This is a genomic window from bacterium (assembly GCA_035703895.1).
Lineage (GTDB): Bacteria > Sysuimicrobiota > Sysuimicrobiia > Sysuimicrobiales > Segetimicrobiaceae > Segetimicrobium.
In genome coordinates this window covers 14,449-38,825 of the sequence record DASSXJ010000284.1, presented here as the reverse complement: position 1 = coordinate 38,825, position 24,377 = coordinate 14,449, and the positions used below count along the sequence as shown (strand labels likewise).

Below are 24,377 nucleotides of genomic sequence, written 5' to 3'. Positions count from 1 at the left end.
GAACTGGTCGACGAGTGCGTCGAGCAGTATCCGCGTCCCAACAATCCCCGCCCGCTTGCCCGGGAGCCGCTGCTCTCGCTCTACGGCGCGATATGGGACGGACGCCCCGCGCACGAGTGGACCCACTGATCGGACGCCGGTACGGCGCCGTCCTGTTCGATCTCGACGGCACGCTGATCGACAGCGCCGAACTGATCATGACCGCGTTTGAGGCCACGGTACAGGCCAACCTGCACCGGACCATCGATCGGACGGCGATCCTGGGGATGTGGAGCCGGCCGATCCGTGAACGGTTCCGCGCCCTCGCCCCCGACCGGGACGAGGTGCTGGCCCAGGACTACCTCCGTCGATATCTGGCCCTCCACGACCGGTACGCGCGATTGTTCCCGGGAGTCGCCGATGTGCTGGAAGCGCTCCGCGTGCGTGGCTACGCGATGGGGATTGTCACGTCCAAGCGACGGGCGACGACGGAGGCCGCCGTCTCAGGTTTCCACCTCGATCGGTGGTGCACGGTCATCATCACGGACGAGGATGTCACCCGCCACAAACCGGATCCGGAGCCTGTTCGGGCCGCGGCGTCTCAACTCGGTGTTCCCGTCGCGGAGGCGCTCATGGTCGGCGACAGCCCGCTCGATATCGCGGCCGGCCACCGGGCCGGCGCCGGCACCGCCGCGGCGTTGTGGGGCACGGTGGAAGCCTCACCGCTCCTCGCGGAAGCTCCGGATCACCGGCTTGCTCGTCCCGAGGACCTCCTCCCGATCTGTCCCGCCGAGACGGAGCGGGCGCGTTAAGGCCGTCTCGTCCCTCGAAGTCTGGAGATAAAGATCCGCGCGGCCTCCTCCATTGAGGCGGCGCGGCGTGCCTCTTCTTCGGCGAAACGCGCGTCCTCGACCGCCCAGCGATCGGCGGCTTCATATGCGGCGTCGGCCTGGAGGCGCGCCGTCCGGGGCGTCGCCCGCCGCCGGCCAATCACCTGAGCCACGACGGAGGCCGCCATCGCGAGGCGCTGCCCAAGCGCGGGCAGACGCCGAATCGTGACCTCGGCCAAAAGACACGCCATGGCGATGCCGCTTAACACCGGCCAGGTCTCGCGCTGCCCGCTTCCCGGCCCTCGACGGAACGCGTCCCGCGGATTGCCGAGGAACGTTCCGCCGGTGGTTTCGACCACCCGAGACAACAACGCGAGGTTGCCGTTCGGGAGGCGGTATTCAGGCGAATAGGGCACGACGAGCCCAACGGTCCGGGTGCCCCTCGTGCGCTGACCGTCGCGCGCGAGGATGGTCAGGCCATACACGCCCTGGGCTTGAGCCGGCCACGTCCCCTCGTACCGGCCCGGCGCGGTCTGGTGCAATGCGATTGCGCTGCGCGTCCCATCGGGTCCCGTCACCTCGCCGCGCGCGTCGAGGCCGTCCCAGGGCGCGCCGTCGATCCGGCGGGCATCGAGCACCGCCCGGGCCGACGTCCCATCGCGATCGAACCCGGCAACCAGATGCAGGCCCGGCGCGTCATCGCCGAGGGTCCACCGGACCGCCTGAGACCAAAACCGGGCGACATCCGGCCACGAAGTCCACGGCGTCGTCCACCGGAGGCCGTCGTCCGAGGTGACCGCGACGGCTCTGCCGAGGCCGTACTGCCAGGTCGCGACGACCGGGTCCCCTCGAGGGCTCACGAACGCGATGTCACTCGACGGTTTCGGAGCCGTGGCCACATACCCGCGGATCGGCGGCGGCGGGGTGAGGCCCGCCACCGTCGGCCCCTCGCCTCGTCGCGCGAGCGGTACCGGCTCCTCGACGATGAACGACCTTACGGCCATCAACGCTTCGGCGGTGAAGATCTTGGGCACGCTGTACAGATCCTTGGCCACGTACGACCGGCCGCCTCCCCATCGGGCCAAGTTTCGCATGAAATCCAAGTCGGCGTCGCGGCCGATCGCCACGGTGCTGATCGTGATCCGCTCGCGGGCCATGGTCGCAGCGATTCCACGAAAGTCGCCCGGATCGGTCAACCCGTCGCTGAGGACGATGGTGTGCCGGATCTTGGCCGGGGAGTGCCGGAGCACGTCCCACGCCCCCCGAAGCGGCGGGTACATCAACGTGCCGCCTCCGGCACGCAGGCGCGCAATTTCATCGAGGACCCGCGTCCGCTCCCGCGCCTCGGTGAGCGGCACCAACCACCGATACTCCTGATCGAACGTGATCACACCGATCTGGTCGTGCTCGCCGAGGAGATCGATCACCGAAGAGGCGATCTCCTTCGCCAGCTCCTCCTTGGCGAGTTCGGTCCCAAAGGCGTCCATGCTTCCGGAGGTATCGATGACCAGCACGATCGCGACGGTGGGGAGCGCCATCGTCTGCCGGACATCCATCGTGACGGGCAGCGCGTCTTCGAGGGGCGTGCCGGCGTATCCGCCGACGCCGTAACTGTGCCCACCGCCGATCACGGCGAGGCCGCCACCTGCCGTCCCCACGAACGACCGGATGGTCTCCTGCTGCGCTCGGCTCAGGTCAAGCGCCGAGACATCATCGAGGACGACGCTGCGGTACGCGGCAAGGCCGACCGGGTTTGCGGGGACCTCATCGGGCGTCCGGACATCGACGCGGAGGCCCTGACCGCGAAGCCACCGGGGCAGTGGCGTCGGACCCGCGGTCACGAAGAGCACCCGGGGTTGATCACGAACGACAACCATCGCCTCCCCGTGGTTGTTCTCCGGAATCGTGTCGGGGACCGCATCGACGTCGACGCGGTACCGAACGGTTCCGGGGTCGGCGGCAGTCTCAGAAAACGGAACCACGACTTCACCCGGTGAGAGCGCAATGCGCTTAGTCGCAACCACGACCCCATTGCGTGAGAGCGTCACGACGGCGTCGGCGGGCGTGGTGGACTGCAGCACCGCCCGGACGTCGTAGACTTCGCCGGGGTGCACCTCCTGCGGCGCGGTCACCGATTCCACCAGGACCTCCTGGGTGGTTCCAGGCGCGATGGGCACCGCATCGATCGTCACGCCGGCTTGGCGGGCTACGCGCGAGGCTCCCGCGGCGTCTCCCCGGTTTTCGGCCCCGTCGCTGAGGACCACGACGCGGCGAGCGCCTTCGCTGGGCAGCATCGCGACGGCGAGGTCGATGGCGCTCCCGATATCCGTCGCGTCCGGATCCGCCGCTGGACCGACGGTGTCGAGCACGGGGTGCGCATCCACTGGAATTCGCAGCAGCGGCCGCCCCGCGAACGTCACAACCCCCGCTCGGTCTTGGGGACGCATCCCTAGAAGCGCGTCGTGCACGAAGGCATCCTGAGCGCGCCGGCCGACCGGTGTGATGCTGAGCGATCGGTCGACGGCGAATACGACGTTGACCGCGGTCACGGGGACCCGGATGACCGGTCCGGAGAGCGCGAGCACGAGCAGTCCGAGGGTCGCGGCGCGAAGGACGGTCGCGACGCGCCAGCGTACGCCGGAGCGGCGCCGCCCGAGCATCGCGGCGATGAGCACGAGGAGGAGCAACGCGAACGCCCAGGGACGCTCGAACGACAGGGGGACGGTCACGCGTCACCTCCTCGACGCCGCGTGGCCAGCGCCCACTCGCCCGTCATGACCCCGATCGCGCCGAGGACGAGCCACGGCCAGACCGGCAGCTGGGTGAGTAGGAGCCGGCCAGGTTCAGCACCGGCAGCCGGACTCCCCGCTGGTGCTCCACCGGGCCGGATACGTCCTGCAGGAGGATCGGCGGGCCGAACCGTGATGCTCCTCGTGCCGGCGGACGTCCGCAACTCGTAGACTCCCGCCCGCGTCAACGGCGGCAGCGCGAACATGCCGGTCGTCGCCAGCACGGTCTCGTGGCGCCCGGTCGGGCCGACCAGCTCCGCGGAGGCGCCGCCGCCGGAGGGCACCTGCAGCGGCTCCCCCGCCCGGATCACCGGCGTCTCCCCCCCCAACCATGCCAGGCTGTTGGCGATGAGCACAGGAAAAGCGACGCGCTGGGGCAGGTCGGAGTCCTGCAGGGCGAACCCCAGCAGGAGCGCCCGGATACCTCCGCCTTCGTACGCCCACAAGAGCGGGCTGTCCCCGCCCGCGAGCACGCGCCCTCCTTCCGCGGTCAGGGCCATGGCGCGCGAGACCTTCACCGTGCCCAGATCGACGAACCGCAGAATGGGATCGGTGCGGTCCCAGACACCGATCTCGGGGCGGCGCACCTCGCCTGTCGCGGTGACCGGGAGGTTCGATGGGACCGACGCGATCAGCAGGTAGTCGCCGGGAGGCACCGGGCCGGGGTTCATGTGATCGATGATGACGACACCGTAGGAGGCCCACACCCCGGGGTCCGTGCTCTGGGTCGCCGCGGCCCGAGACACCGGGAGGATCTTCAGCACGCGCTCGAGGTACGGGTCCGACTCGCCCACCAGGAGCACCGAGGGAAGCGGGACGGGATCGAGCACGGCCGAGGCGGTATCGTCATCAGGCAACGCATCGTGCGTCTCCAGATGCGCCTGATACTCACCGGCCAGAGACACAGGAAAGACCACCGTCCGGCTCCCCTCCGCGGGCAGGTCCACGGTCGTGCGGTACACCGTCTTCCGATCATGCGACACGACGACCGGTACCTGGCGGGAGCGGGTGCTGAAGTTGTCCACGCGGAGGAGCGCTTCTGCCGCGCTGGGATCGCGCGCGATCCGAAATTCGGTGATGCCGACGTTGTCGTCGGAGGTCCCCAGAATGCGGTACGTCGCCTGTGAAAGCGCGGGCAATCCGCCGCGCGCTGCATCTGTCCAGACCAGCACCCGGCCGCCCGATCCCATCGGATATTCCGCCGCCATCAATGCCGCTCCGCGGACGTCCCCGGCCGCATCCCACGGCTCGAGCCCGCGTATAGCAGCGATCACCTGGGCGCGGTCATCGGTGAGCGGGACGAGCAGTTGAGGCGCGGGGCCGGCGACGATGACGCCGGATCGCTGACCCGGCCGGAGGCGGGCCACAACATCGAGCGCTTCGGCGCGTGCTCGGTCGAACCGGGTCGGAGGTACGTCGCGGGAGCGCATCGAGAGCGAGAGATCCATCACCACGATGACATCGCCGCGATCGAGGCTCCGCACGACGAGCGACGGCCGCGCCAGGGCCGTCACCACGGCGGCAGTGGCGAGAATCTGGAGCAACAAGAGCAGGCTGCGTTCAATCCGCTTGGACGGCCGGTACGCGGCCAGCGTGGGGGCGGATCGCTGCCAGAGGAGCACGCTGCTGACGGGGTGATTCCGACGGCGAACGCGCAGCAAGTAGAGCAAGATCAGCACCGGAATCGTGAGCAGACCCCACAGCGCTGCCGGCACGCCCAGGCTCACTGGAGGAGCCCTCCCTGGCGCAGCCAGCGCAACACCAGTGTCTCTACGGGCACCGAGGTCGCCGTGCGCAGGTAGTCGATCCGGTGGCGGTAGCAGAACCGTTCGATCTCGTTGAAGAACGCGTCGCGGGCCGACGCGTACGCGGCCAGCGCTTCCGCATCCACCGTCACTTCAACCGCCCGCCCCGTCTCTACGTCCACGAGCCGGAGGTCCCCGGTGATCCCCGGGACCAGTTCGTCGTCGGCCAGGATGTGGATCAGGAACGTCTGGAAGCGGTGGCGTCTCGACAGGAGAAGCGCCTGTTCGTAGCCTCGCGGGTCGAACAGGTCTGAGAGGACAATCAACAGCCCACGCCGGCGAGACGTCGCGAGGTGCCGGCGCATGGCCGCCTCGAGATCGGTATCGCCGGACGACGCGAGTCCGTCGAGAAACTCCAGGAGGCTCCTGGCGCGGCCCCGACCCCGAAGCCGGTCGAGGCGGGCGGTCACCGACGAAGCGAACGCCGTCACCCCCACCCGGTCGAGGTTCACGAGTCCGATGTAGCCAATGGCCGCGGCGAGCTGCTTCGCGACCAAGAGCTTCGCGGGGTGCCCCGCGTCCATCGACCGGCTCGTGTCGACCATGAGGGAGACATCGAGATCTTCCTCTTCGGCGAACATCTTGACGAACAGCCGGTCGAGGCGGGAGACGATATTCCAATCGATGTACCGGTAGTCGTCGCCGAGCTGATACGCCCGGTAGTCGTCGAACTCCACTCCCCGTCCGCGGGCGGTGCTGCGGCGATCGCCGCGCTGGACGCCCCGGAGCCGCTTCCGGCTCAACAGGCTGAGCGTGTCGAGCTTCTGGAGGAACGCCGGATCCAACAGACGCGCGCCCTCGCGGTTCATCGCCCTAGGCCTCGCTCGCCGGAATCTCCTGGGGCTCGATCTCCCGTATCGCCGCCCGGAGCACGTCGTCTGGATCGGTCCCCTCGGCCTCCCCCTCGAAGTTCAGGATGAGCCGGTGGCGCAGCGCCGGGAGGGCGAGGGCTTGGAGATCCTCCACGGCGACGTTGACCCGTCCCTGGCTCAGCGCGCGGACCTTGCCGGCCAGGATCAGCGCCTGCGCGCCCCGCGGGCTCGCGCCGTAGCGCACAAAACGACGGGCGCTCTCGACCGCCCCCGCTGAACCAGGATGCGTCGCGAGAACGAGTCGGGCGGCATACTCCCGCACGTGCGCCGCGACGGGAACCTGACGCGCCAGGGCCTGCATCCCAACCACGGCCGGACCGTCGGCAACCCGCCCGGCCGCGGACCCCTCCGGCCCCGTCGTCCGATCGATAATCTCCTCGAGTTCTGTGAGTTCGGGGAACGGCACGCGCAGCTTGAACAAGAACCGATCGAGTTGAGCCTCGGGCAGCGGGTATGTCCCTTCCATCTCGATCGGGTTCTGGGTCGCCAGGACGAAAAACGGTTCGACGAGACGGCGCGTCTCTCCGCCGGTGGTCACCGCGTGTTCCTGCATCGCCTCGAGGAGCGCCGACTGCGTCTTCGGAGTGGCGCGGTTGATCTCATCGGCAAGGACGATCTGGGCAAAGACGGGGCCGGATTGGAACTCGAACCGGCGCCGCCCGCTCTCGTCCTGGACGATCAGGTTCGTCCCCAGGATATCCGCGGGCATCAGATCCGGCGTAAACTGAATTCGAGAGAACCGCAGGTCCAGCGCCTGCGCGAGGGTCCGAACGAGGAGGGTCTTCCCAAGTCCCGGGACGCCTTCGAGCAGCACATGCCCGCCGGACAGCATCGCGATGATGACCAGCTCTAGGAGTTCCTGCTGCCCGACGATCACCCGGCGTAACTCGTCCTGGATCGCACGGAACATCTGGCGGAACTCCACGACGTCGCGCGTGATGGGATCGCTCATCGGCTGCGCTCCAGCGTTTCGAAATAGCGCCGGATCAAGGTGAGATACGCCGGTGGGAGCGGATCCCTGGCGACCGCCCGATCGTTTTGGTGCGCGACATCGGCCGGGACCGGCACGGCGGGCAACTGAGGAGCCCCGACGCGTCCTGGGGCCAGCAGATCCCGGGTGATCGCGGTGCCCTCCCCCTGCCTGCCGGTCAGATGCTCTTCCGCCCGCGTGCCGCCGAGTCGGGGGGTCGGCGCACCGGACCGGCTTCCTCGGCCTTCCCCCGGCAGGCTGCCCTGGTTGGGACCGGGCGGTGGGGGGGCCGCATCCTCCGAGGCGGAGGTGACCGGATTCGGACCCGGCGACTGCGAAGGTGGTTCCGACCCGGGAGACGATTGGCTGGTCGCCTTCTGGCCGGTCCCCAAAGGCCCACCTTGGGCGATTCGCTCCGACGACTGCTGGACCTGGCGTTTCGCGTCCCCAAGGGCTTGGTCGTCTCCCAACATGCGCTCGAGACCCTCCAGGTCCTGCATGGCGTCCCCCAGGGCGGAGGCCGCCGAGCCGGGCCGACCCTGTTCGACCTCGCGGCGCGCACTCGCCACATCGCGCCGCGTGGAAAGGGGCGCGTTCATCTCCTGCAGGGCCTCCGAGATCCGTCCCAGACGCTGCGCGATATCATCGCGGGGCGCGTCCCTCTCGCCCCGCAACTGCCCGGTCAAGGACCGCAGTTCTTGGATCGTCTGCTGAAGGCGGGAGGACCCCGCCGGCGACGATGGGGTCACGTGCGCGTCTTGCGAGCCGGTTGTGCCTCGAAGCCCCGCTCCTCCAAGACGCCGTTCCACCCTCGATTGCGCCGACTGCAATTGTCGTCCCGCGTCCTGGAGCATGCGCAGCGCGTCGGGGCGGGTCACGCGCGGCGCCTGAAGCCGCTGCCCGAGGTCGAGCAGGCTGGGAGCCGCCCGCCGGGCCTCAGGAAGCCCTCGGGCCCGGCTTGTCGTCTCGAGTTGACGGCTAATCGCGGTGAGCGTGCGGCCCTCTCGATGAATCACCGCCACGTTTCGTGCCGCGGGGAGCCCCGGGATCGTCCACCCCTGGAAGAACTGCACCCATAGCGCGACCACCACCGCGATGGCCGCCACGGCCCACGCTTCCCGCGGAAGGCTGATCGGTGCCGCCGAGCGGGGACTCACCCCCTGTGCGACTACAACCGCGTCCGCGATCTGGAGGCGTATCAATCCGCGCGGCGGGAAGGGCCGCCCAAGCAGTTCCACTGCGGTGCTGAGGCGGTCGGCCAAGCCGAGCCTGTGATCCGTAATCCGAGCCGTGGCGAGCGGAGATGGCCGCCGCAGCAGGGCGGAGAGGACCGCGATGATCGCGAGCCCTCCAAGACCAAGGATGGCCACCTCACGGAACGGCAGAGACAGCGGGAAGATCATGGTGAGGAACGCCCATCCCAAGACGATCAGCCCAAAGATCGCCGCGGTCCTCGTCGTCCACCGGATGGCGTGGTCGACACCGATCCGGAACGCTACGCGGCGAAGGACATCGTTCAGGATCGCCGCTTCGCGCGTCATTCTGCGGCCATCTGGCGGAGCCGCATCTGAGCCCAGAGCGCGCAGCCAACGCCCAAGAGGACGTAGATCGCGAGCGGTCCCCAAAGCGGCTCTCCACGGGCCGCTGCCGTCGTCGCGTTGATGGGATTGAGCGACCGGAACGCCGTCGGGAGCGAGGCCGTTCCGACGAACACGGCGGTCAGCGTCGTCCAGTGCGCGAGGGTCCGCGTGAACTCGGCCTCGAACAAGATGCTGTACAACAACCCCACCTCCGCGATCCCCCATGCGACCACCGCGATGAGCGCCGTCACGGGGATCAAGGCGCTCGTGGGGATCTGCCGGATCGAGGTCGTGAGCGCGAGCAGCGGAAGGCCGAGCAGGAGCCAGAAGATGATGGTCACGAACGATGCCAGGCTCTTGCCGGCGATGATCGTCGTCGGGGAGAACGGCGCGAACAGGAGATCCACGGGCCCCTTTTCTCCTTCGACCGCAATCTCTTGCGCGAGACATGCGGACGCCGAATAGGTGACGAGTACGACCTGCACCCACAGGACGGCCACGTAGAGGCTCGTCTCGTGTGACTCTGCGAAGCGGCCGAGTTCGGGGGGGAGGCCGAGGAAGACGAGAGCCCCGAGGATCCCGAGATAGACGGCCTGGAGGATCCAGATCTTGCGACTGCCGCTTCGGGCCCGGAGATCCCCGCGCAGCACGGGATTCCCGCGGCCGGGGACACGCCCCACGGCGCCCTCCCGCCTACCTTCGCTCGAGCGGCACGAGCAGGATCGTGAGGCGTTGACCCGGCGTTGCCGCGCCACCGAGCGAGAAAACGGGCGCCGTCGGCTCCAACTCCCCCACCAGCACCCGCGGTGTATCGTTTAGTATAGCACCGCCTCCGGGGCCCTGAAAGATCGCCTCCCTGAGATGCTGCGAGAGCTCAGAAGTCCCCCGCCCTCCGTCGGACGCGGCGACCCATCCGTCCGGGCGAATGTCCGTGATCGAATGTCCCGCGGGGAGTTCGCCGACAGGATAGACGTGATCGCGCTCCCGAAGCTCGACGTGAAGCGCGCGCAGCCCTCCTAGGTCGGCCGCGAGTTCGCGGCCATCTCTCGAGAGCGATGCGGATATTTGGATCGGCACAGCTCCAACGGCCTCGAATGGTCGAGGGGGCTCGCCGGAACGCAAGACTCCCGACAGTTCAGTTCCGCTGTGAGAGAGTCGGATCATCAAGTTGCTGGAGGGAGTGATCGGTTGAGCGACCATCCCCTGCGGGACGGTGACGCGGTAGCGGCCCCCGTAAGGCACCGCGACCGCCGCGATGGTCGTCGCCCGCGCCAACCGCCCCGGCCCGATCGGTTCCAGGATCGTGATTTGGGTCACAGTCGCCGAGCGGTCCCTTGTCGTCCCCGCCAGCAGCGTGAATCCCCCCATGCCGATGGCCGCGATGGCCAGGCTCGCCGCAGCGCCGGCAAGCGTTGGCCGCCACCGCAACAGTCCCATGAGCAGCGCAACGTAGAAGACGATCGCCCCGCCGACCTCTGCATGCACGAAGGGGTCGAGCGGCGTCCCGACCGCGAGTTTCTCGGCGACGCCGGCGGGGTCCACGATCGGCGTGGTCTCCACGCCGATGGCCTCGTCCCACCACCGCAGGCGACCGCCCCACTCCAGAAACGGCGGCTGCCACGGATCCACCCCCCACATCGTCACCTGACCCAGCCCCGTAGCCCACGCGGCCATAACCGCCACATCCCCATCCGTGATGCGCCGCGCGCCTGGGCGAGGCGCCAGCGCCGTGACCGTGAGTGGACCGGGTGGAAGCCCGGCGCCGTTCCCCACCCCGAGCGAACCTGCCGACCGAAGGGAGCGCGCGGCACCGGCGGTGGCCGGCAGGAGCCCATCGAGCATCGAGAGGGCGGGAGTGCGCCGCGCAATGATCATGAGGCGCCCGCCGAGGCGCACCCAGCTCTTGAGCGCGTTCTCCTGCGCCGCGTCGAGCAACGCCGGATCGAGATCGCGGATCACCAAGAGGTCGACCGCGGCATACTCCTGCCATAGGCGCGGAAGCGCGGCGGCTGTGACATAGACGGCCTCGACGCGGCCCGGAAGCCGGTGGAGTGGGGCGAGCCCCGCGTGGTCTTCGGACACGGCCACGAGCAGGCGCCCAGCCACCTGCTCGGCCGAGATCGAGATGGCCTGTCGAGCGACTTCGCGTCCGCCGATCGATACGTGGATCACCAGCGGGCGTCGAGGGTCGCTCACGACCACAGACGCGTGAATGACCTGCGCCGCCCCTGCCACGGCCCGGAAGGGGACGACGGTCGAGGTGACCACCCGCCCAACCTCGGGCCCGAGCGCCGGCGCGTCGGCGGAGAGTTCGGCGGGACCCGACCGATCGAACGGCGGAAGCGTCACGTCCAGCGGCACCGGCACCCCGATCTTCACAATCCCATCGAACCCGAGGCGCGCGTCGAGGCGGCCGGGGCCCGATCCGGCCCCGGCCGCCGGGCAGACGAGCAGCCCGGACACGGCCCAAAACACAGCGAGGGCATGGCCAAACGGCCATGCCCTCGCCCGCCGATACACGCTATGAGGCCTTTTTGCCTTCACTCGCGGTCGACGCCGCCGTACCCTTATCGCCGCCGGAGTCCGACGACTTGGTCGCCGGTGTCTTTGTCTCCGTCGTCGGTTTCCCGGCTCCGTCCGCCTTGCCGTCCGCCTTGCCGTCTCCATCGGGCGGCACGGGGGTCTTCCGGTAGTCGTTCACGTGAAACCCGGACCCCTTGAAGATCAGCGCCGGGACGGAAAAGACGCGACGGACGGGACCCCCGCACCGCTCGCACCGGTCCACGGTCTCACCCACCGCGTGCACCGTGTCGAACTGGTGGCCGCAGCGGGTACACCGGTATTCATAGGTTGGCATCATGTCACCTCCGCAGCCAGGCACACATGCCGGCTGCGTCCTCACGCCTATTGTGGCTCCGCCCCCGCGGGTCTGTCAAGCAACCCTCCCCAGGCGCCCCAGGCGGAGGGCAAGCAGGCAGGCCAGCGCGTCAGCAGACGCTGTACTTCCCCTCGGCCAGGTTCCGGCAGAATACGTCGATGCCCGCGAGTTCGGCATCGACCACTTCCCGGACACGCCGCTCCACCGCCGACCGCCTCACGCCCTTCTCCATCGTGACCTGGGCGGCCGTCACCGGGTCGTCGATCGGCTTGCCGATCTGGCTCACCATCCAGATGTAGACTTCGCGAATTCCCTCCACTTCCTCGAAGACCTTTTGGGCGACCTGGTGGGTGAAGACGGTATAGATCTTGCCGACGTGCGAGACAGGGTTCTTCCCCGCGGCCGCCTCCGTGCCCATCGGCCGGTTGATCGAGATCACGCCATTGACCTTGTTCCCCCGTCCGATTTGCCCGCTATCGCCCGATTCGGCGGACGTGCCCAAGACCGAGAGGTAGATCCCGCCGACGCCCCGCCCCGGTTCGTCCAGCGTGTTCAGATCGAAGGAGATCTTCTCCATCGTCGTGCGTCGGGCAAGGAAGGCCATCACCGCGTCGTAGAGCTGTTGCTTGCGCTGAAAATACTGATCCTCACTCTGGACGTACTTGTCGACAAACGCGACGGCGGCGGTCAGCCTGAGTTCGCGGCCGAGCCGCACGCCCATCACCTTGACGTCTTCGCCGGCTTCCGGAAACTCTTCTTTGAACGTCCGTGAGTTGATGAACTGCTCGGTCTCGCGCACCAACCGCTCGGTTTCTGTCATCGGCCAGTACCCGACCGCCGCGGATGTATCGTTGGCGCCGATCGTCGACCGGCTGAAGATGTCCACCAGTTCCGCCGACCCCGGCTTGATCTCCATCTGGTAGGTGACGTGGGGGCCGTCCTCGGTGTCCGGCCCGCCCGGATCCACGAACCGGAGGTTCTCGTGGATCCAATTCTTGGCGGTCTTGATCGCGATCTCTCGAATCGGCACCTCTCTACCGTTCAATCCGTAGGTGGCGCGATCGCCGAAGATGAGCTTCATCGGCTCGTGGATCTTCCCACCCCCGAACTGGACCTCGGCGTCCCCAGCGACCAGGAACGCCTTATCGATGTTGTGGTGCAGAATTCTGCCGAACTGGCTCAGATACTCCTTGCTCAACTCGACGGAGACGCGATCCATGATGGCGTCACAAATCGAGTCGGGGTGGCCGACTCCCTTGCGCTCGACCATCTCGACCTGCATGTCTCCGACCGGCATCCCCGACAGCGTCTCAACCCGAATGTTGCGCATCCGCGTCCTCCGATCTCAATGTGGTGTGCCGGTCCCCCGCAGTGGCAGACAATCGGGTTTCGCGATACCCGGGAGATTTCCTGCGGGGGGAACCGCGCGCGCATAATGACCAGCCGTCCGACTTCGTCTGTTCGAACGATCGACGCTCATCCGTCCGCGTGAGTCGGGGTTACGGAAGCGGGATGTGGACGGGATGGAGAACGTCCCGAACAGTGAGGGCAATGATCAGACAGAGCAACAGTCCGAGACCGACCAGATGGATGTAGCCTTCGCGGCGCGGATCCACAGGCCGGTGGCGGAGCCCTTCCACGACGAGGAAGGCGGCGCGGCCGCCGTCGAGGGCAGGAAGCGGAAAGAGATTGAAGAGCCCAATGATGATGCTGAAGAACGCGGTGATATAGAGGAAGGTTTCCGCCCCCGCATGGGCGGCCTGGCCGAGGACATTCACCGCCGTGACAGGCCCGCTCAATTCGTTGAGAAGCCGGCCGGACCGGAACAACCCTCCCAGGGCACCCAAGTAGGCTCCCATATCGCGAAGCGTGGTCATGCCCCCCCACCCCAACGCACGAACCGGATCGAGGTGACGGCGGATCACAGCCGGAGAGAACCCCGTGAGCCATACCCGTTGCCGGGCATCATACCGGGTGGGCACATGGATGAGGAACTGACGACCGCCCCGCTGGACCAGGAGCGCCAGCGTCCGCCCGCCGCTTGTGTGGATCGTCCGCACGATCGTTTCGCCGTCCTCCATTGGCCGCCCGTCGATGGCGAGGATCACGTCCCCCGGACTGAGGCCGGCCTCCGCGGCCGGATACCCTGGAATCAATGTGCCGACTCTGTTGCTGACTCCCACGGGGATCCCGAACACTCCCGCGACGGCAGCCAGCAGCACGACGGCCAGAACGAAGTTCATCACCGGGCCCGCGCAGACGACCGCGAGCCGCTGGGCAACCGTCTTTGTCCGAAACGATCGCTCAGGCGCCACATCCGGCAGCCGGTTGTCGAGATCCTCACCCGCCATGTTGACGTAGCCGCCAACGGGCAACAGGTTGAGCGCGTACGTGGTCTCTCCACGGGTGAACGACGCCAGCCTGGGCCCGAACCCGATGGCAAACGTATAGACCAGGATCCCCACGCGCTTGGCAACAATGAGATGGCCGAGTTCGTGAACAAGAATCATGAGTTCCAGAGCGAGAATCGCCAGCACCAGCGTCGACACTCAGGGTCCCTCCGATACCGTCGGTACACTTCGCAGGGCTTCTATAGAATAGATCCCTTAGAATAGATCCCTTCCAGTATTGTTCCCATCTCCCGCACCGTTCGGTCGCCCGCTCCGCTGCTACGGCCGGCCGGGCCACCACCGCATCGCGAAGTACCCGACGACCATGGCAAAGAGCAGACCATCGAACCGGTCCAAGATCCCGCCGTGCCCCGGGAGCAGGCCCCCGGCATCCTTCACCCCGACTTCCCGCTTGATCGCCGACTCCCAGAGATCCCCGAGGACACTGGCCACGGCACAGACCCCGCCGACCACGGCCGCCATCAGGAGCGGGAGGTGGAACGCCCCGCCGCAGATCACACCGGCGAGGACCCCCGCGGCCACGCCCCCGGCGGCCCCTTCCACGGATTTATTCGGGCTGACCCGGGGGAGCAGTTTCCGCCGGCCGGCGGCCGCTCCCACAAAGAAGGCAGCGCTGTCCGCCGCCCACACCGAAAAAATGACGAGGAGCGCCGACGCCGACCCACCTTCCATCGCGCGCAGGCGCAGGGCGTAACTCATCAGGTACCCGACGTAGAGCGCGCCGAAGAGCGTGAGCGCCGTATTGGCCAGGACGCGCTCGGGCCGGCCCCGCCGGAGATAGATCGCGACCGTGTACACGAGGAGCGCGGGCAGGACCGCGCTCTGCCAGGGCTGCGGCCACGCGGCCTCCAACGCAAAGAGTATCCCCGCGGCCATGCCGGCCTCCCAGATCGGGCGGTATCCAACTCGTTCGATCATGCGGTAGAACTCCGCGATCCCCACGATGATCACCGCGACGACGCCGTACAGGAGCCAGGGGGTCCCGAGCAGGACGAAGATGATGGTCAAGGGCATTCCGATCGCGGCGGTCGCGAGCCGGACGGGCAGCCCGTCACCCCCGGATGTGGGGGCGCCGGTATCCCGCCGCGCCTCTTGCGGAATGCCCTCGGCAAGGCGCGCAGGGGTGGGCACGCTATCCACGTTCCACGCCTCCAAACCGCCGCTCCCGAGTCTGAAAGCTCTGAATCGCCGCAAAGAGATCCAACTTCTGAAAATCGGGCCAGTGGATATCCGTGAAGTAGAGTTCGGTGTACGCGGCCTGCCACAAGAGAAAGTTGCTGAGCCGGTGCTCCCCTCCGGTCCGGATCAGGAGATCCGGATCCGGGAGGTCGGGGGTGAACAGGTGCTGTTTGAGCACGTGTTCATCGATCTCATCCAGCGACAACTCTCCCCGAGCCACGCGGTGGGCGATGCGCTTGGCCGCCTCGACGATCTCGCTCCGTCCCCCGTAATTGATCGCGAGGTTGAGGGTGATCTCCGTGTTCAGTCGGGTCATCTCCATCACGTGCTCCAGCGCAGCCCGGACGCCGATGGGCATCTCCGAAAGTAATCCGCATGCCAGGAAGCGGACGCCGTTCCGCTGAAGGTCCTGGGCTTCCTGCTCGGCCGCCTCGACCAGCAGCGCCATCAATGCTTGGACTTCTTCGCGAGGACGCCGCCAGTTCTCCGTACTGAACGCATAGAGCGTCAGCACCTCGACGCCGCACTCCCGCGCAGCCTGTACCGTCCGGCGGAGCGCGTCGCGGCCGGCCCGATGCCCGTCGACCCGGGGCAAGCCCCGAAGCTCCGCCCATCGCCCATTACCATCCATAATAATCGCGACATGCCGCGGGATCCGGGACCGGTCCAAGGCGGCGCGGAGCGCCTCTTCCCGAGAAGCCAGATCTGGAAGAATGCGAGGCTGTGTCTTACTCACCGGTGGACTGCGCCGTCGGATCGCTCCCCGCAAACCACCAACCCGACCGATCCGTCGACGTTCACACGTTGACGCACAACCCGGCGGGGATCCATGAGCGTCCGGCGCGGCGGGCGCGTCTCGGTCACTTCGCCGACCATCCACCCCGCGTGCGCGAGGGCCGCCCGGGCGTCTTCCAGGGTGTACCCCACGACGTCCGGCGGGCGGGAGCCGGCCATTACACCTCCATGATCTCCGCTTCCTTCGTCGACAGCAGTTGGTCGATCTCTTTGATGAACCGGTCGGTGAGTTTCTGCAACTCATCCACCGCCCGACGGCTGTCGTCTTCGGAGACTTTCCCGCCTTTTTCGAGTTGCTCCAGTTTGTCCTTGTGATCGCGCCGGATGTTGCGGATCGAAATCCGGCCCTCCTCGGCGTGCTTGCGCACGACCTTGACCAGTTCGCGGCGCCGTTCTTCGGTCAACGACGGGATCGGCAACCGGATTACCGTCCCGTCGGTAGAGGGCATGAGACCGAGTTCGCTCTTGAGAATCGCCCGCTCGACTTCCTTGACCAGGTTCCTGTCCCACGGCTGGACGACGAGGAGCCGGGGATCGGGAGCGGTCACGGTCGCCACCTGATTCACGGGCGTGGGGACGCCGTAGTACTCTACGGTGATCCGTTCGAGGAGCGCGGGGGTGGCCCGACCGGTGCGAACGCCGCCGAACTCCCGCTTGGTGGCGTCAACGGCCTTCTGCATGTGTACCTTAGCGTCGTTGATCACGCCGTGCGTCACCCACGCTCCCTCCCACCAGCGTGCCGATCTCCTCTCCGCGGACCGCCCGGCGGAGGTTCCCCGCGTGGGCGATATCGAACACCACGATCGGCAAATCGTTGTCCATGCACAGCGACGTCGCCGTCGCGTCCATGACCTTGAGCCCTCGGTTCAGGACGTCCATATACTCAAGCGTGTCGAACCGCACCGCGTCGCTGCTGTCGCGCGGGTCTTTATCGTACACCCCATCGACCCCGTTCTTGGCGAGCAGGACCGCCTCGGCCTCGATTTCCAACGCCCGCAATGCCGCGGCGGTATCGGTTGTAAAGTATGGGCTCCCCGTTCCGCCCGCAAAGACCACCACACGGCCCTTCTCAAGGTGCCGGATCGCGCGCCGGCGGATGTACGGCTCCGCGACCTGTCGCATCTCCACCGCCGTCTGCACCCGGGTTTCCAGGCCCTCTCGCTCCATCGCGTCCTGCAGGGCCAGCGCGTTGATGACGGTCGCGAGCAGCCCCATGTAATCGGCGGTCGCCCGGTTCAGGCCGATGTGCTCGGCGGTCTGCACGCCGCGGACGATGTTGCCTCCGCCGACAACAATCGCCACGTCGACCCCGTCATCCCGCACCGACTTCACCTCGCGGGCGACCAGGTGGAGCACCTTGGGGTCCAATCCGCTCCGGGCGCCGCCGGCGAGCGCCTCCCCGCTCAGCTTGAGGAGAATGCGCCGGTAGGCCGTGCGGGTGGTGGTGGTCACCCTTCCCCCAAGCGGAACCGGGCGAAACGCCGGACCTGAATGTTCTCCCCGGTCTTGGCGATCACTTCCTTGATCAGGTCGCCGACCGACCGGTGCTCGTCGCGAATAAACGGTTGATCGAGGAGGCACGACGTTTGGTAGAACTTGTCCATCTGCGTCTGCGCTGCGGCCTCCGCGTCGGCGCCGTCCTTGCCATCGGCGCGGGCTTTCGCCAGATACGCCGCCCGCTCCGCGGCGGCGAGTTCTTCCGGCACGTCCTCGCGAGACACATACCGCGGGTCGCTTGCCGCGACCTGGAGCGCGATCTCCCGCGCGAGCGTCTTGAAGTCCTCGGTGCGGGCGACGAAATCGGTCTCGCAATTGACCTCCACGAGCACCCCCAGCCGGCCCTCGCCATGGATGTAGGACGTGACCAGCCCCTCCTTGGCGATCCGACCGCTCTTTCCGGCCGCTGCCAGCAGTCCTCTCGCCCGCAGCAGCTGTTGGGCCTTTTCCAAGTCCCCCCTGCACTCGGCAAGGGCGTTCCGGCAGTCGATGACGCCGGCACCCGTTCGGGCGCGCAGTTCCTTGACGAGGCTCGCGCTAATCTCCACCCGGATCGATCCTCCGCTACGCCTGGACTTCTTCCTCTTCCGCGGGCTCTTCGACGACTTCTTCTTCGCCGGACAGCGGCGCCATCGGCGCGGGTTCGACACCCTCGCCCTCCGCGGCGAGCGCCTCCTCCTGCTCCAGCACCTGCCCCTTTCGCCACTCCTCGTAGCCCTCTTGAGCGGCGCTGGCGATCCGGTTCGTAATCAGGCGGACCGCGCGAATGGCGTCGTCGTTTCCGGGAATCGGATAATCGGCCTCGTCGGGGTCGGAGTTCGTATCGATGATCGCCACAACCGGGATGCGCAGCTTCCGCGCTTCGGCGATCGCGATATGCTCCTTGCGCGTGTCGACGATGTACATCGCGGAGGGAACGGACCGCATCGTGGCGATGCCGCTGAGGTACTTCTCCAGGCGCGCCAGCTCATCCATGAGGTGAGATTGCTCGCGCTTGGGGAGGACGTCGAGCGTCCCGTTGTCGCGGATCTCCATGAGTTCCTTCAGACGATCGATCCGCGTCCTGATCGTGTTGAAGTTGGTGAGCATCCCGCCGAGCCACCGCTGGTTGACGAAAAACTGGTGGGCTCGGATCGCCTCTTCGCGGATCGCGTCCTGCGCCTGCTTCTTTGTCCCAACGAACAACACGGTGCCGCCCGCCGCCACGGTCTCGCGTATAAATTTATAGGCCCCCTCGATGAGGGGGACCGATTTCTGCAAATCGATGATGTGGATTCCATTGCGCTGCGTGAAAATAAAAGGAGCCATCTTGGGGTTCCATCGGCGAGTCTGATGGCCAAAATGGACCCCCGCCTCCAGCAATTGCTTCATGGTCACAACCGGCACTGCATGCCATCCCCTTTCCGGTTTCGCCTCCGCCCCCATCATCCCACGCCGGAACCCAAGACATCCTCGGGCACCGCCGGCGAAGTCAGAGAGCGTGCTAAAAGTCTTGACGTAGTATAGCACAGGCTCCCGGGGCGAGACAAATGCCCGGATCAGAGGATGTAGCGACTCAGATCGTGGTCGGCGAGGATACCGGCGAGCCGGCCGTGGACGTACGCAGCGTCGATAACCACGTGGGACGCCTTCGCATCATTCGAAGATTCAGGCGCGTTAAAGGAAATTTCATCGGTGACGCGTTCCAGGATCGTGTGGAGACGGCGTGCGCCGATGTCCTCCGTCTCGTCGTTGACCTGCCGGGCAATCTTGGCGATCTCCCGGATCCCGTCGCCCGTGAACTCCACGCGCACGCCGTCGGTGGACAGCAACGCGACATACTGGCGGGTCAACGCGTTCTCGGGTTCCACCAAGATGCGGACGAAGTCGTCCTCCGTCAACGGCTGCAATTCCACGCGGATGGGGAGACGGCCCTGGAGTTCGGGGATGAGGTCGGACGGCTTGGCGATGTGAAACGCTCCGGCGGCGATGAAGAGCACGTGATCCGTCCGCACCGGACCGTGCTTGGTCGTGACCGTGGACCCCTCCAGAATCGGGAGGATGTCGCGTTGGACGCCTTCGCGGGACACGTCCGGCCCGGCGCCGACGGAGTGGCCGGCGATCTTGTCGAGCTCGTCGATGAAGATGATGCCGGACTCTTCCGCCCGGCGCACGCCCTCGCGCACCACCTCATCGGTATCGATGAGCTTCTGCGCTTCTTCGTTGGTGAGCACGCGGAGCGCCTCAGGGACCGTCATCCGCCTCCGCTTGCGCCGGCGAGGGAGAATATTGCCGACCAGGTCCTGGAGGTTGATGCCCATCTCCTCGGCGCCCTGCCCCGAAAAGACCTCGATCATCGGCGAAGAGGCTTCCTCGACATCGAGCTCGACCATCTCCTTGTCGAGCTCCCCTCGTTCGAACCGTTCGCGCAGCGCGGACCGGCGCTCCAGCAGCTCAGCCGAACTGTCGGAGGGCGGCGAGGTCGCTGGGGCCGGACGGCCGCCGCCGAACAGCGCCTCCAGGGGATTGGCATACGATCCCTCCCGCCGCGGGGCAGGGGCGAGAATCTCGAGCAACCGCTCCCGCGCCTGCGCGGCGGCCCGCGCTTCCACCGCGCTCATCCGCTCGGTGCGCACCATCTGGACCGCGGCTTCGACGAGATCCCGCACCATCGAATCCACGTCCCGGCCGACGTATCCGACCTCGGTGAACTTGGTCGCCTCCAGTTTCACGAACGGAGCGGCGACGAGGCGTGCGAGCCGCCGGGCGATCTCGGTCTTGCCGACCCCCGTCGGGCCGATCATCAGGATGTTCTTGGGAATCACCTCGTCCCGCAGGTCCGGCCCGAGCCGGCTCCGCCGGTACCGATTACGCAGCGCGATCGCCACCGCCCGCTTCGCGGGGACCTGGCCGACGATGAACTTGTCGAGTTCCTCGACAATGCGCCTAGGCGTCAGCGCCTCCACCCCGAGCAAACCGGTAACGCGAGGGACGGTGCCCATCCGGCTACGGGAGCACCTCCATGCTCACGCGGTCGTTGGTAAAGACGCAGATCTCGGCGGCGAGCCGGAGCGCCTCGCGGGCGATTTCCTCCGCGGAAAGGCGCGAGTGGGCGAGCAGCGCGCGTGCCGCGGCCAGCGCGTAGGGACCGCCCGACCCGATCGCCGCCACGCCGTCGTCGGGCTCGACGATATCTCCGCTCCCGGAGAGGACGAAGATGTGCTCCCGATCCGCCACCACCATCAGGGCCTCGAGACGTCTCAGGACCCGGTCGGTCCGCCAGTCCTTGGCGAGCTCGACCGCAGCGCGGGCGAGGTTGCCGTGGAACGCATCAAGCTTCTGCTCAAGCTTCTCGAACAACGTCAGCCCGTCGGCGGCGGACCCGGCAAAGCCCAGCAACACCCCATCACCGATCCGCCGGATCTTCCGCGCCCCGTGCTTGAGGACCGTATTCCCGGCGGTCACTTGGCCGTCTCCGGCCACCGCGACGGAGGCATCCCGCCGCACCGCGACAATCGTGGTCGAGCGCATCGGGCCGACGCGTGATCGGAACCGGGGAGCGCTCCCGTGCGGCGTCCTCGTCAGGATGGGGCCCCCACCTGCTCGACTTCCCGGGGCTTCGGGGCCTCCTTGTAGTCGCACTCCTTGTTGCTGCACACGACCGCGGGGGTCGCGCCGCGCTTCGCTCGTTTGGCCACCAGCATCTGTCCACACTGGGGGCACATCCGCCCTGTCGGTCGGTCCCAGGACGTGAATGTGCACGCCGGGTAATTGGCGCACCCGTAGAACATCCGCCCTTTCCTGGTTCGGCGCTCAACGACCTCCCCATTGTCAAGAGGGCAGCGTACGCCGATGCCGACCGGCCGCGTGTATGAACATGCCGGGTACCCCGAACACGCGATGAACTCTCCGAACCGGCCGCGCCGCTTCACGAGCGGCTTCCCGCATCTCGGGCACGGTTCCCCGATCTCCTCGGGCGAGATCTCCACCTCTTCGATGTTTTCCTCGGCCTTGCGCAGGACCTCGGCAAAGGGACCATAAAATTCTTTGAGCAGCCGCACCCAGTCTTCCTGGCCCTCCTCCACTTTGTCCAGATCTTCTTCAAGGTGGGCGGTGAAGTCGGCGTCCACCACGGTCGGGAAATGCTCGACCAGGATCGAGTTCACGAGCACGCCCAACTCCGTCGGGTACATCCGACGATCCTCGACCTCAACATACCCCCGCTGCTTGATCGTCTCGATGATCGGGGCGTATGTGCTCGGGCGACCGATCCCCCGTTCTTCGAGCGCGCGCACCAGCGTCGCCTCGGTGTACCGGGGCGGCGGCTGCGTGAAGTGTTGGGCCGGATCGAGACCCAGCAGGCGGACGAGCTCACCTTGCTGGACGTCGGGCAACCACCCCTCGGGGGTCTCTTCCTCCCCGTTGTCGCGTCCTTCGAGGTACACACGGAGGAACCCCGGGAACTTGATGCGCGATCCGGTGGCGCGGAATAGGTAGGCTCCGGCCGAGATGTCCACCGCGAGGGTGTCGAGCACCGCGGAGGCCATTTGGCTTGCGACGAATCGCTCCCACACCAATCGGTAGACTTTGTACTGGTCCGCCTTGAGGAACGGCTTGACGACCTCGGGGGTGCGGAGCACCGATGTCGGTCGGATCGCCTCGTGTGCCCCCTGCGCGGTCCGCCGCGACGTGTACTGGCGTGGCTGGGGAGGGACATACGAGGCCCCGAACGCCTGGGTGACGTACTCACGGGCCTGATGCTGAGCCTCATCCGCCACGCGCACGGCGTCTGTGCGCATGTAGGTAATCAGGCCGACCGTCCCCTCGTCTCCCACGTCGAGGCCTTCGTAGAGTTGTTGCGCGACGACCATCGTCCGGGCCGCCGAGTATCCCAGCTTGCGGTTCGCTTCCTGTTGGAGCGTGCTGGTGGTAAACGGCGCCGCGGGATGCCGCTGCTGATCCCTGCGCCGGATCTCCGAGACCGTGAACGGGAGCGGCTCCAGCTCCTGAACGATCGCGCGGGCCGTGGCTTCGTTGGGAATGTCGATCTTCTCTCCGTTCTTGCTGACGAGCCGGGCGAGGAAGGGAGCCGGTTCGGTGTCGCGGGCCAGGCGCGCCGCGATCGACCAGTACTCCTGCGGGACGAACGCCTCGATCTCCGCTTCGCGCTCGCAAATCAGGCGGACCGCCACCGATTGCACCCGCCCCGCGCTCAGGCCTCCGCGGACTTTGCGCCACAACAGCGGGCTCAGCTTGTAGCCGACGAGCCGGTCGAGGATCCGCCGCGCCTGCTGCGCGTTCACCAGGCTCGTGTCGATGTCTCGAGGCGCCTGCAATGCGCGCCGGATCGCATCGCGGGTGACCTCGTGAAACTCGATGCGTTTGATCTTCGGGTTCAGCGGGTTGAGGATCGTCGCCAGGTGCCAGGAGATCGCTTCGCCCTCACGGTCTGGGTCGGTGGCGAGATAGACCGCCGACGCCTTCTTGGCCGCCGCTTTCAGCTCTTTGATGACCGGCCCCTTCCCCTTCGGGACGACGTACTTCGGCGTGAACTCGTGCTCCACGTCGACCCCCAGTTGGCTTCGCGGAAGGTCCTTCACATGCCCCATCGACGCGATGACTTCGAACTTCCGATCGAGGAGCTTCTTGACCGTCCTCGCCTTGGTGGGGGACTCTACAACAACGAGTGATTTGGCCACGTATCGCCTCCTGCGGGCTGCTGCGCGGGCTCGCTGAACCCGGACCGCTTGGCAAAGCGTTTGCCCGGGCACTGCCGGATGAGCCCGCGCACCTCGAGCGCCGCGAGCGCCCCGGCCACCCGTCCGGCGCCGATCCCCGCGCGCTCGATGATGCCATCGATATGCACGGCGGTCTCGCCCAGGGCCTGGAGCACCCGCGTCTCGTCCTCGCTTACGCGTTCCTCCAACGTCTCGGATGGCGCGGATGGATGCGAGATCCCTAATCTCTCCAGCAGCTCACCGGGGTGCCGCAACACCCTGGCGCCTCCGGCCAGCAAATGATGCGGACCTCGGCTTCCTGGGGCGAACACACTCCCCGGCACGGCGTACACCGCCCGCTGCTGGTCCGCAGCGTGGCGGGCCGTGATCAACGAACCGCTGTCCACTCCCCCTTCAACGACCACGACCGCCTGCGCCATTCCACTGATCAGGCGGTTTCGCAGGGGGAACCGCCGCGGCTCGGGCGGGGCTCCCAGCGGTACCTCGGAGACCACGCCCCCGCGCGTGAACATCGCTTCCATTAAAGTACGGTGCTCGCGTGGGTACACGACGTCCACGCCGCATCCCAGCACCGCGACGGTCCGCCCGTCCCGCCGCAGTACCCCCGCGTGCGCCGCCCGATCAATGCCCCGGGCCAGACCGCTGATCACGACCACGCCAGCCCCACCGAGCACCTCCGCCAACCCCCCAGCTACATCGAGCCCATATGTGGACGGGCGGCGAGTCCCCACGATCGCGACTGCGGGCCCCGGGGAACCGTCCCATGCGCCCCGCAGATACAGGACAGGCGGCGCGTCCCGCAGATCCCGGAGCCGCGCCGGGTACCCGTCATCGAGCCACGTCAGGATCCGCGCACCGACCGCGTCCGCCCGCCGCAATTCCAGAGCAGCATCGGACGACGCTCTCTCTCGAACGATCCTCGCCGCGAGCCGGGGGCCGATCCCAGGAACCCCAGCCAGATCCCTTTCAGCGGCGTGCGCCGCGTCCCGCGCCGAGCCCATCATCTGCACGAGACGGGCGATGCGCACGGGACCGAGCGCCGGCACGAGGTGAAGCGCGATCAGACATCGACGTT

The 24,377-nt window shown here is 67.4% G+C and carries 22 protein-coding genes; 1 reads left to right on the top strand and 21 read right to left on the bottom strand.

All coding sequences use genetic code 11. The annotated features are described in order from the left end of the window. The first annotated feature begins 116 nt into the window (after positions 1-116). A complete protein-coding gene (locus tag VFP86_18930; protein HET9001724.1) occupies positions 117-791 on the top strand; it encodes an HAD-IA family hydrolase in 675 nt (224 codons plus the stop codon). On the opposite strand, the gene VFP86_18925 is transcribed toward VFP86_18930, so the two are convergent. From VFP86_18925 to dprA, 21 genes are all read right to left on the bottom strand, one after another. Beyond that, positions 788-3,538, bottom strand: coding sequence for a VWA domain-containing protein (locus VFP86_18925; protein ID HET9001723.1), 2,751 nt, complete (start codon positions 3,536-3,538; stop codon positions 788-790). The genes VFP86_18930 and VFP86_18925 overlap by 4 nt on opposite strands. After that, positions 3,535-5,325, bottom strand: a complete 1,791-nt coding sequence (locus tag VFP86_18920) for a VWA domain-containing protein (GenBank protein HET9001722.1) — start codon at positions 5,323-5,325, stop codon at positions 3,535-3,537. The genes VFP86_18925 and VFP86_18920 overlap by 4 nt, the downstream gene beginning before the upstream one ends. Further along, on the bottom strand, positions 5,322-6,212 hold the full coding sequence (locus VFP86_18915) for a DUF58 domain-containing protein (protein ID HET9001721.1): 891 nt from the start codon (positions 6,210-6,212) through the stop codon (positions 5,322-5,324). The genes VFP86_18920 and VFP86_18915 overlap by 4 nt, the downstream gene beginning before the upstream one ends. A 4-nt stretch (positions 6,213-6,216) precedes the next feature. Continuing rightward, the gene (locus VFP86_18910; protein HET9001720.1) at positions 6,217-7,227 is read right to left on the bottom strand and encodes a MoxR family ATPase; all 1,011 of its coding nucleotides are present in this window, start codon (positions 7,225-7,227) and stop codon (positions 6,217-6,219) included. After that, a complete protein-coding gene (locus VFP86_18905) occupies positions 7,224-8,786 on the bottom strand; it encodes a hypothetical protein (protein ID HET9001719.1) in 1,563 nt (520 codons plus the stop codon). The genes VFP86_18910 and VFP86_18905 overlap by 4 nt, the downstream gene beginning before the upstream one ends. Then, positions 8,783-9,505 carry a hypothetical protein gene (locus tag VFP86_18900; protein HET9001718.1) on the bottom strand — a complete coding sequence of 241 codons (723 nt, stop codon included), beginning with the start codon at positions 9,503-9,505 and terminating at the stop codon, positions 8,783-8,785. Before VFP86_18900 ends, VFP86_18905 begins: the two co-directional genes overlap by 4 nt. Positions 9,506-9,518: 13 nt before the next feature. Beyond that, a complete protein-coding gene (locus VFP86_18895) occupies positions 9,519-11,345 on the bottom strand; it encodes a hypothetical protein (protein ID HET9001717.1) in 1,827 nt (608 codons plus the stop codon). 1 nt (position 11,346) lies between these two features. Beyond that, complete coding sequence (locus tag VFP86_18890) at positions 11,347-11,682, bottom strand: FmdB family zinc ribbon protein (protein ID HET9001716.1); 336 nt, start codon at positions 11,680-11,682, stop codon at positions 11,347-11,349. Between the two features lie 130 nt (positions 11,683-11,812). Further along, the gene (locus VFP86_18885) at positions 11,813-13,033 is read right to left on the bottom strand and encodes a methionine adenosyltransferase (protein ID HET9001715.1); all 1,221 of its coding nucleotides are present in this window, start codon (positions 13,031-13,033) and stop codon (positions 11,813-11,815) included. 169 nt (positions 13,034-13,202) lie between these two features. Next, entirely contained in the window at positions 13,203-14,252 is a 1,050-nt protein-coding gene (locus VFP86_18880; GenBank protein HET9001714.1) for a M50 family metallopeptidase, read from the bottom strand. Positions 14,253-14,372: 120 nt separating this feature from the next. Further along, positions 14,373-15,254 carry a phosphatidate cytidylyltransferase gene (locus VFP86_18875; GenBank protein HET9001713.1) on the bottom strand — a complete coding sequence of 294 codons (882 nt, stop codon included), beginning with the start codon at positions 15,252-15,254 and terminating at the stop codon, positions 14,373-14,375. After that, positions 15,247-15,996, bottom strand: a complete 750-nt coding sequence (locus VFP86_18870; protein ID HET9001712.1) for an isoprenyl transferase — start codon at positions 15,994-15,996, stop codon at positions 15,247-15,249. The genes VFP86_18875 and VFP86_18870 overlap by 8 nt, the downstream gene beginning before the upstream one ends. Positions 15,997-16,025: 29 nt before the next feature. Beyond that, positions 16,026-16,247 (bottom strand): PASTA domain-containing protein, encoded by a 222-nt coding sequence (locus VFP86_18865; GenBank protein HET9001711.1) that lies wholly within the window; start codon positions 16,245-16,247, stop codon positions 16,026-16,028. Continuing rightward, on the bottom strand, positions 16,247-16,804 hold the full coding sequence (frr, locus tag VFP86_18860; GenBank protein ID HET9001710.1) for a ribosome recycling factor: 558 nt from the start codon (positions 16,802-16,804) through the stop codon (positions 16,247-16,249). The genes VFP86_18865 and frr overlap by 1 nt, the downstream gene beginning before the upstream one ends. Then, positions 16,776-17,540, bottom strand: a complete 765-nt coding sequence (pyrH, locus tag VFP86_18855; GenBank protein HET9001709.1) for a UMP kinase — start codon at positions 17,538-17,540, stop codon at positions 16,776-16,778. Before pyrH ends, frr begins: the two co-directional genes overlap by 29 nt. Further along, positions 17,537-18,133, bottom strand: a complete 597-nt coding sequence (tsf, locus tag VFP86_18850) for a translation elongation factor Ts (GenBank protein HET9001708.1) — start codon at positions 18,131-18,133, stop codon at positions 17,537-17,539. Before tsf ends, pyrH begins: the two co-directional genes overlap by 4 nt. 16 nt (positions 18,134-18,149) lie before the next feature. After that, positions 18,150-18,971, bottom strand: a complete 822-nt coding sequence (rpsB, locus tag VFP86_18845; GenBank protein HET9001707.1) for a 30S ribosomal protein S2 — start codon at positions 18,969-18,971, stop codon at positions 18,150-18,152. A 152-nt stretch (positions 18,972-19,123) separates the two neighbouring features. Beyond that, complete coding sequence (gene hslU / locus VFP86_18840; GenBank protein HET9001706.1) at positions 19,124-20,566, bottom strand: ATP-dependent protease ATPase subunit HslU; 1,443 nt, start codon at positions 20,564-20,566, stop codon at positions 19,124-19,126. Positions 20,567-20,570: 4 nt separating this feature from the next. After that, complete coding sequence (gene hslV, locus VFP86_18835; protein HET9001705.1) at positions 20,571-21,095, bottom strand: ATP-dependent protease subunit HslV; 525 nt, start codon at positions 21,093-21,095, stop codon at positions 20,571-20,573. A gap of 50 nt (positions 21,096-21,145) precedes the next feature. Further along, entirely contained in the window at positions 21,146-23,263 is a 2,118-nt protein-coding gene (gene topA / locus VFP86_18830) for a type I DNA topoisomerase (protein HET9001704.1), read from the bottom strand. Continuing rightward, positions 23,239-24,348, bottom strand: a complete 1,110-nt coding sequence (gene dprA, locus VFP86_18825) for a DNA-processing protein DprA (protein ID HET9001703.1) — start codon at positions 24,346-24,348, stop codon at positions 23,239-23,241. Before dprA ends, topA begins: the two co-directional genes overlap by 25 nt. Positions 24,349-24,377: the final 29 nt, after the last annotated feature.

Bases quoted from the DNA above. Each gene is read 5' to 3' on its own strand.
- hslV (HET9001705.1), bottom strand. From the start codon at position 21,095: ATGCGCTCGACCACGATTGTCGCGGTGCGGCGGGATGCCTCCGTCGCG.
- VFP86_18890 (HET9001716.1), bottom strand. From the start codon at position 11,682: ATGCCAACCTATGAATACCGGTGTACCCGCTGCGGCCACCAGTTCGAC.
- VFP86_18910 (HET9001720.1), bottom strand. From the start codon at position 7,227: ATGAGCGATCCCATCACGCGCGACGTCGTGGAGTTCCGCCAGATGTTC.
- hslU (HET9001706.1), bottom strand. From the start codon at position 20,566: ATGGGCACCGTCCCTCGCGTTACCGGTTTGCTCGGGGTGGAGGCGCTG.
- VFP86_18885 (HET9001715.1), bottom strand. From the start codon at position 13,033: ATGCGCAACATTCGGGTTGAGACGCTGTCGGGGATGCCGGTCGGAGAC.
- VFP86_18905 (HET9001719.1), bottom strand. From the start codon at position 8,786: ATGACGCGCGAAGCGGCGATCCTGAACGATGTCCTTCGCCGCGTAGCG.
- VFP86_18865 (HET9001711.1), bottom strand. From the start codon at position 16,247: ATGGCCGGCTCCCGCCCGCCGGACGTCGTGGGGTACACCCTGGAAGAC.
- VFP86_18915 (HET9001721.1), bottom strand. From the start codon at position 6,212: ATGAACCGCGAGGGCGCGCGTCTGTTGGATCCGGCGTTCCTCCAGAAG.